9 protein-coding genes are annotated in these 7450 nt (G+C 69.0%); 6 read left to right on the forward strand and 3 right to left on the reverse strand.

Translation table 11 applies throughout. The features are described 5' to 3' along the window. Positions 1 to 40 precede the first annotated feature (40 nt). Complete coding sequence (locus tag VNO22_03285; GenBank protein ID HXG60376.1) at positions 41 to 379, reverse strand: YHS domain-containing protein; 339 nt, start codon at positions 377 to 379, stop codon at positions 41 to 43. Positions 380 to 566: 187 nt separating this feature from the next. Here VNO22_03285 and VNO22_03290 point away from each other — a divergent pair, with 187 nt between their 5' ends. Both VNO22_03290 and VNO22_03295 read left to right on the forward strand, forming a co-directional pair. After that, complete coding sequence (locus VNO22_03290; GenBank protein ID HXG60377.1) at positions 567 to 1283, forward strand: outer membrane beta-barrel protein; 717 nt, start codon at positions 567 to 569, stop codon at positions 1281 to 1283. Between the two features lie 81 nt (positions 1284 to 1364). Beyond that, a complete protein-coding gene (locus VNO22_03295) occupies positions 1365 to 3815 on the forward strand; it encodes a 2-oxoglutarate dehydrogenase E1 component (GenBank protein HXG60378.1) in 2451 nt (816 codons plus the stop codon). A gap of 9 nt (positions 3816 to 3824) precedes the next feature. Here VNO22_03295 and VNO22_03300 read toward each other — a convergent pair whose 3' ends face one another. Together VNO22_03300 and VNO22_03305 are read right to left on the reverse strand one after the other, a co-directional pair. Next, positions 3825 to 4253: a CBS domain-containing protein gene (locus VNO22_03300; GenBank protein HXG60379.1), complete on the reverse strand. Its 429-nt coding sequence runs from the start codon at positions 4251 to 4253 to the stop codon at positions 3825 to 3827. Then, positions 4250 to 4786 (reverse strand): hypothetical protein, encoded by a 537-nt coding sequence (locus VNO22_03305; protein ID HXG60380.1) that lies wholly within the window; start codon positions 4784 to 4786, stop codon positions 4250 to 4252. Before VNO22_03305 ends, VNO22_03300 begins: the two co-directional genes overlap by 4 nt. A 474-nt stretch (positions 4787 to 5260) precedes the next feature. On the opposite strand from VNO22_03305, the gene VNO22_03310 reads away from it, so the two are divergent. From VNO22_03310 to VNO22_03325, 4 genes are all read left to right on the forward strand, one after another. After that, entirely contained in the window at positions 5261 to 5953 is a 693-nt protein-coding gene (locus VNO22_03310) for an RNA polymerase sigma factor (protein HXG60381.1), read from the forward strand. A gap of 54 nt (positions 5954 to 6007) precedes the next feature. After that, positions 6008 to 6496, forward strand: coding sequence for a response regulator (locus VNO22_03315; GenBank protein HXG60382.1), 489 nt, complete (start codon positions 6008 to 6010; stop codon positions 6494 to 6496). Positions 6497 to 6536: 40 nt separating this feature from the next. Next, positions 6537 to 6731, forward strand: a complete 195-nt coding sequence (locus tag VNO22_03320) for a hypothetical protein (protein HXG60383.1) — start codon at positions 6537 to 6539, stop codon at positions 6729 to 6731. Between the two features lie 107 nt (positions 6732 to 6838). Continuing rightward, a complete protein-coding gene (locus tag VNO22_03325) occupies positions 6839 to 7255 on the forward strand; it encodes a response regulator (GenBank protein ID HXG60384.1) in 417 nt (138 codons plus the stop codon). Positions 7256 to 7450: the final 195 nt, after the last annotated feature.

Raw genomic sequence — 7450 nt, forward strand, 5'->3', positions numbered from 1 at the left:
GGGCGTGGCGCCCGCCCGCCTCCAACCGGCGTCCAGGGACCTAGGGCTTCCGGTACGGCTCGCCCGCATTGCGGTCCTGAGGGGCAGGCTTGCGTTCCTCCGGGGCCCCGGGTTGGCCCGTTGCGTCCTCGGCATATTTTCCCGGGTTGCGCTGGAACTCGGTCATGCAGCGGTCGTGGCAGAAGTAGTAGGTCCGGCCCCCGAAAACGGTCGAAAAGGCGTTCTCCCGGGGACATTTCATGCCGCAGACGACGTCGGTCACCTGAGCCGCATCGTTTCCGTCGCGGGCGTCCGAGTCGGCGCCGTGGCGCTGCTGCCGCGGGCGGGCGCAGCCCGCCGCAAGCGCCAGGACCAAGGCGGTCGCGAGCGCGTGCCTCACCGGAACCTCCTTTCCGAAAGTCTCCAGGCCGGTCTGCACGCCTGACGCGGCGCGGGGACGGATGTTATGTCGCCGTTTCGACGTAACGTTCGCGGAGCGTTTGTCTCTTAATAGGGAGGGTGTGGGTTTTTCCCTTCGGCCGTGCCCCCACCTTGCAGGCGAACCTGAGATCAGGGAGGGTTTGTTCATGAACGTCGCGTCGCTGTGCACCGTGATGGGAGTTCTCATGGCGGCCCCCGCGGCATGGGGGGAAGGGGACGCGGTTCGGACGCCGGCTCCGAAGGAAGAAGAGGCTGTCTTGGCGATCGATCCTCTGCCCCGGACTCTGGTCGAGGAAGAGCCGCTCGCCGGCGCGGAAGAGGAGGATCTCTTCGAGGAGGCCTCCCAGGTGCAGCCTCCGCGGACGGGATTTTCTCTGGGACCCCGGGCCGGCTACCTTCGGGCGCGCGATGCGGACCGCGGCACGTGGTTCGGCGGCGTGCAGGCGCGCCTGCGCCTCTCGCCGGCATTCGCCCTCGAGGGATCGATCGAATTCCACCAGGACGAATTCGCCGACGGGAGCGTGGAGGTGACGCAATATCCCGTGCAGGCCACGGCGCTTTTGTACCCCTTTCCGGAACTTCCCTTCCAGGTGTACGTGCTGGGCGGCGCCGGCTGGTACTTCACGCGCTTCAGCTTCGAGGACGAGCTGGAGGATCTCGACGATGAGACCGACAGCGTGTGGGGCATCCACGTCGGCGTGGGCGCGGAGCTCTTCGCCGGAGACGCCTTCTCGCTCGACGCCGACGTCCGCTACATCTTTCTCGACGAGAGCGACGACGTTTCCGGCGGCCAGTTCGGCGAGTTCGACGACGACGAGATGGACTTCTGGCAGATCACGCTGGCGCTGAATTTTCGTTTCTGAAGCCGCGCCCGCGCGTGACCCCGGCGGACCCCTCCGGATCGTACGGTGGACAGGCTCCCGGTTCCGTTGTCCAATGAAGCCGTGCGAACGGCCGCCGCCGTATGGGACGCCTTCCGCCGATGGGGGTACCTCCAGGCCCGCCTGGACCCCCTCGGGCGGCTGAAGCCCTGGCCGCATCCGGAGCTGGACACGCCGGGGCCTCAGGCGGAGGAAGCCCGCGGCGTCTATTGCGGACCCATCGGCGTCGAGTTCATGCACCTGCCGTACCCGGACCGTTGCGCATTCGTCCGGGATCGGATGGAGGCCTCTTCCGGGCCGGTTCCGGACCGCGCGCGCCTCCTCGACCTCCTGGTCCGCGCGGACACCTTCGAGCAGGTGCTTCAGCGCCGTTACCTGGGCACGAAGCGGTACTCCGCGGAAGGGGCCACCGCGCTTCTGATCGCTCTGGACGAGATTTTCCGGCGGGCTTCCGCCGCCGGCGTGGAGAAGGTCGTCCTGGGAATGACCCACCGGGGCCGGCTGAACGTCATGGCGAACCTTCTGGGCATGCCGGCGGAGGACCTTTTCGCGTTCTTCGAGGACGTGGATCCCCAGAGCGTGCTCGGAGGCGGGGACGTGAAATACCACCTGGGCGCCACGGGCGCGTGGTCGGGACCGGACGGACGCCCGCTTCCGGTGACGCTTGTTCCCAATCCGAGCCACCTGGAGGCGGTGGATCCCGTCGTGGTGGGGTTGGCCCGGGCCGAGCAGGACCGTCGCGGCGGAGACCGGAGGCGGGTGCTTCCGGTCCTCGTTCACGGCGACGCGGCGTTCGCCGGCCAGGGAATCCTGGCCGAGACGCTGAATCTGGCGGACCTTCCGGGCTACACCGCCGGCGGGACGGTCCACGTCATCGTCAACAACCTCATCGGGTTCACGGCCCCGCCGGAAGCGCTTCATTCGTCCCGGCACGCGTCGGACGCGGCGCGGCGGCTGCCGATCCCGATTTTCCACGTCAACGGCGAGGAGCCGGAGGCGGTGGCGCGCGCGGCGGCGATGGCGGCCGACTACCGGGCCGCGTTCCGCAGCGACGTGGTGCTGGACCTCATCGGATACCGCCGGCACGGGCACAGCGAAGTGGAAGATCCCACGGTGAGCCAGCCGCTTCTATACGGGGAGATTGCGAAGATCGCGCCGCTCTGGAAGTCCTACGCGGGGACGGCCGGCTTCGCCGCGGAGGAAGCCGAAGCGCGCGCCGGACGGGCGCGGCGGGCCTGGGAGGAGGCGCAGGAGCGCGCCGAGAAGGCGACGCGCCGGCCTTCGCTCTACCGTCCGGGTCCCGTCTGGGCGCCCTACTCCGGAGGTCCGCGCCCCCGCGGCGGAGTCGTGGAAACCGGCGCCGAACCCGCCCGGCTTCGCGCGTTGGGGGAGCGCCTGGCCGCCGTCCCGGAGGGCTTCGCCGCGCATCCGAAGATTCTGCAGCTGCTCCAGGAGCGCCGGCGGATGGCGCGCGGGGAGCGCCCCGTGGACTGGGCCATGGCGGAGGCGCTGGCCTTCGCTCTGCTGGCGATCGAAGGCACGCGCGTGCGGCTGAGCGGCCAGGACTCGCGGCGCGGCACGTTCAATCAGAGGCACGCCGTGTTCATCGACGTCCGCACCGGCGCCGAGTACGCGCCCCTGGCGAACCTCGACCCCGGACAGGCTCCGGTCGAGTGCTTCGACTCGCCCCTGTCGGAGGCCGGCGTGCTCGGTTTCGAGTACGGCTACAGCCTGGGGGCGCCCGACGCGCTCGTCCTCTGGGAGGCCCAGTTCGGGGATTTCGCCAACGGCGCCCAGGTTCTCCTCGACCAGTTCGTCAGCTCCGCGGAGGACAAGTGGGGGGTGCTTTCGGGCCTGGTTCTTTTGTTGCCCCACGGTTACGAGGGTCAGGGTCCGGAGCATTCCAGCGCCCGCGTCGAACGGTTCCTCCAGCTGGCCGCCGAGGACAACTGGCAGGTGTGCCAGCCCACGACGGCGGCGCAGTACTTCCACCTCCTGCGGCGGCAGGCGCTTCAGACCTGGAGGAAGCCCCTCGTGATCTTCACGCCCAAGAGCCTGTTGCGCCACCCGGCGGCCGCCTCGCCCCTGGAGGCTCTGGCCCGGGGAGGGTTCCGGCCGGTGCTGGCGGAAGAGATCGGAAGGGACACGGATTGTCTGCTCCTGGGCTCCGGCAAGATCGTCCACGAACTGCGCCAGGAGCGGGACCGTCGGGGCCTGCGGAAGGTCGCGATCGCCGCGCTCGAGGAGCTTTATCCGTTCCCCGAGGAGGAGCTGAGCGGGCTCCTCGCGGCGCTGCCGCCGGCGGCGGAAGTCGTCTGGGTCCAGGAGGAACCGGCCAACATGGGGGCCCTTTCCGGCGTGTGGCCGGCGCTTCAGAGATTGGCCGCCGGGCGTCGCCTGCGGAGCGTCAAGCGGGCCGCCAGCGCCAGTCCCGCCACGGGATCGGCCGGGGCGCATCGCGCGGAGCAGGCGGCGCTTCTGAGCCTGGCCTTTCTGGGGCGTCCGTCCGCGTGAAGCGTTACGTCAGAGCGCGCGCGGTCCGACCACGGCCTTGAGGATGTGCCCGGCCAGCTTTTCTTCTTTCATCTTGGCCAGGCGGCCCACCGAGATGAGGCCCACCAGCCGGCCCCGACGGTCCAGGACCGGGAGCCGCCGCACGCGGCGCTCGCAGAGGATCCGCGCGGCTTCCCACAGATCCGCGTCTTCGCCCACGCACGCCGGCTCGCGCGTCATGACGTCGGCCACGCGGGTGGCGGCGGGATCACGGCCCTCGGCGGTCACCCGCAGGGTGATGTCGCGATCGGTCAGCACCCCGACGACCCGGTCGGTTTCGCAGACCGGAAAAAGGCCTGCGTCGAAGAGGCGCATCTTGCGGGCGGCCTCCTCCACCGAGTCGGAGGGCTCCAGGGTTTCCACGTCCGGCGTCATGACGTCGCGCACCTTCTTGATCACGGGTTCCTCCTGGGGTCCAGCGAATACCGGAAACCCGGGGCGAGCTTGCCTTCCCCCCGGATCCGGAAAACGACCGTGGCGGACAGCTCCGAAGCGCCGGCAAGGTCCAGAGGGTCGAGCTCGGATTTGAGGTACGGGACGGCGTGGTCGTGTCGGGCGGGCCAGCCTTCCGGCAGGGCGCGCGCGCGTCCTTCGGCGGTCGGGAGCGGAGCCCCCTGCGGTCGCAGGAGAACCATCTCGGCCCACCAGCCCGGTGTGCCTCGGATGGGCCGGACGGCGTGCTCGTGGTCCGCCGGGAGCGCGTCCTCCGGCTTGGGGTGCGTGAACTGCATGGGCAGGGTTCGGCTAAGAACATCCGCGGCCCGGACGTGCAGGGACGCGGAGGCGTCGCGCGGATCGATGGGGCGGAAGGCCGCGTCCCAAAGGTAGACCCGGATCTCCAGCGACGGGGGCCCCGCCGGCTCCTGAGGTCTCACGCGGTCGGTTTGAAGGAGTCCCGGCAAGGCAAGCATCGCATAATGGATCCATCTCATGCATTCACCGTCACGGCGGGGGGTATGGGGCGGGATCGGAAGAGGACCGTCCCTGAGGGGGAGCCCACGCGGCGCGGCGGCGTTATGGTCCCGTCATAACGGGAGCGGGCCGGCGGGTTCCGAAGGGTGTGGGCCGGGACCTCGGGTGGTGGGTCGCCTCGGCCGGGATCGCGGGTGCGACGTCGTGCGTCGCCTTCGGGGGCTTTTGCGGGTCCGAGGGCGGAGGCGCGGCCCTTCCGGCGGCCGGGTTTGCGCTTTTGACGCTTTTCGTCTACGTGTCGGGGCGGCGAGGCGGCCGCGCTCCCATAACATCCGACAGGGTCTGTGGATCTATGTACAAGACAAGACTCCGTGCTTGACTTCCCGGACCGCGCCCGCTAAGGTCTGCGCTGCGAATCGGTTGGGTATAAGATGTTGGAACGAGCCGTGCCCGGACCCGCCCCGCGGCCGCCCGGGGAGAAGGAGGGAGGGAGAATGGGATCGGACGTCCCCAAGACCGCCGTGGACCACCCTGTTCCGGGGGATGCCCGGGACGCGACCGGTCCGGCGCCCGTTCCGGCCGCGCCGCCGAACGCGCCGGAGTTCAAGTCCGACGAGGAACCCGATTCCTCGCTCATGCGAAAGGCCATCCAGGGGGACATGGGCGCCTACGCGGTTCTCTTCAAGCGGCACGCGGACCGGATCTGGCGCATGGCGTACATGATCCTGCACAGCGCGGCCGCGGCCGAGGATGTCGTCCAGGAGACCTTCACCCGCGGCCTGCTTCACATCAACAGTTACCGCGGGGAGGCCGAGCCGAGGGCGTGGTTCTCCTCGATCGCGTTCAATATGTGCCGGCACTATCTGCGCGACAAGAACAAGGAAGCGGAACTGGCGGACTCCCAGAAGCTGGAACGGGGATGCCGGATCCGAAGGCCCCGGACGCGGGGCGCGCTCTCGAGCGCGATCCGCCGCGAGAGCAACCGCCTGCTGGCCGTGGCCCTCGGGTATCTCACCGAAGCGCAGCGCGAGGTCTTCGTCCTGCATTACGTGGACGAGCTGCCTTACGAGGACGTGGCCCGCATTCTGGACATTCGCGCCGGGGCGGCGCGCGCCCTGGCCCATCGCGCCAAGGCCGTCCTTCAGAAAAAGCTCGGCGTGAACGCCGACCTCCTGCGGAGGGACTGACGCGGCGACCGGCCTGTCCGTATTCGAGTAACTTTTTCCGACCGTGCGGCTCTCATGAGGGTGACCGATTTCACGATCCTTCTCGTCGAGGACGATCCCAACGATATTGTTCTCATCCAGCGGGCCTTCGCCAAGGCGGCGCTGGTCAATCCCCTGAGAATCGTCCGCGACGGCGAAGAGGCGCTTCAGTACCTGGCCGGCCGGCCTCCGTATACGGATCGCGGCCGGCATCCCCTGCCTTCCCTGATCCTTCTGGACCTGAAGCTTCCCCGCAAGTCCGGCCTCGAAGTGCTCGAATGGATCCGGCAGCAGGAACATCTCGGGCACATTCCCGTGATCGTCCTGACCTCGTCGCGCGAGATGAGGGACGTGAACCGGGCCTACGAACTGGGGGCCAACTCGTATCTGGTCAAACCCGTGGGCTTCGAAGGTCTCCTCGAAATGGTCAAGGCGATCGGGATGTACTGGGTGATCCTCAACAAGGGGCCGGAATCCCCCCGCCCCGCCCCCACCTCTCTTCCGGACGCTTCGGAGCGCTCGTAACGGCGCGGTTCCGCCGGGGATCCGCGGGGCGGAGAGCACGATGCCCCGATCCCGCAAGGGAAAAGGCAGGAGAAAGGCGCACGGGAAGGGCCGCGCCCGCCGCATCGTCCCCGCCCCGCCGCCCGAACCCGCCGGCCGCACGCCCCCGGAAGCCCAGCTCCAGGAGCGCCGTCGCCGCGAGGAGGAAATCCTCCGCCAGCAGGAAGGCGAAGAATACGGCGCCGGCGGGATCTGATCCGGCGGCCCATAACGTTTTCGCCGGTTCCGGCTCCGTAAGACGGTTACGGGATGCGTTTTCCTGCCGCGCGCGCCTCGCGCGGGATAAACCCTGGAGGCTCCGCCATGCGCCACCCTTCCAAACCCCTCGTGCTCGTCATGGACAAGGATTCCACCGAACTGACCGACCTCTACGCCCTCCTGGACCGCGAGGGGTATCTCGTGGCGACGCGGTTGTCGGGCATTGAAGCGCTGAAGTACGTCTCCCAGCACAAGCCGGAGCTCGTGGTCATCAGCGGACGCAGCATCTCCGAGGAGGAACTGAGCATTCTTGAGCGCACCAAGAGCATTTCGCCCCGCACCCACGTGGTGCTTCTGTGCTCCCACGGCGGATGGCCGCAATTCATGGACGTCGTGGAGCGGGGCGGCGACGACCTCATCCTCAAGCCGTTCAAGAACGAGGAAGTCCTGAACGCCGTCCGGCGGGCCACCGACCGGGCGCGGCAGGAACGCCCGGTTTCGGAATCGGCCTCCGCTTTCTGACTCCGGCGCCGGGTTCGCGACGCCTCGGGCCAGGTCCCGGGGGCGGATCCCCCTACTCGACGGTGACGCTTTTGGCGAGATTGCGGGGACGGTCCACGTCGCGTCCGAGGGCCACCGCCGCGTGGTAGGCCAGAAGCTGCAGCGGAATCACCGCCAGGATCGGCGAGAAGATCTCCTCGCAGGGCGGAATCTCCA

This window comes from Planctomycetota bacterium, assembly GCA_035574235.1.
GTDB lineage: Bacteria > Planctomycetota > MHYJ01 > MHYJ01 > JACPRB01 > DATLZA01.

Excerpts from the sequence above, each read along its gene's own strand:
- VNO22_03290 (HXG60377.1), top strand. The coding sequence starts at position 567 with ATGAACGTCGCGTCGCTGTGCACCGTGATGGGAGTTCTCATGGCGGCC.
- VNO22_03305 (HXG60380.1), bottom strand. The coding sequence starts at position 4,786 with ATGAGATGGATCCATTATGCGATGCTTGCCTTGCCGGGACTCCTTCAA.
- VNO22_03310 (HXG60381.1), top strand. The coding sequence starts at position 5,261 with ATGGGATCGGACGTCCCCAAGACCGCCGTGGACCACCCTGTTCCGGGG.
- VNO22_03315 (HXG60382.1), top strand. The coding sequence starts at position 6,008 with ATGAGGGTGACCGATTTCACGATCCTTCTCGTCGAGGACGATCCCAAC.
- VNO22_03320 (HXG60383.1), top strand. The coding sequence starts at position 6,537 with ATGCCCCGATCCCGCAAGGGAAAAGGCAGGAGAAAGGCGCACGGGAAG.
- VNO22_03325 (HXG60384.1), top strand. The coding sequence starts at position 6,839 with ATGCGCCACCCTTCCAAACCCCTCGTGCTCGTCATGGACAAGGATTCC.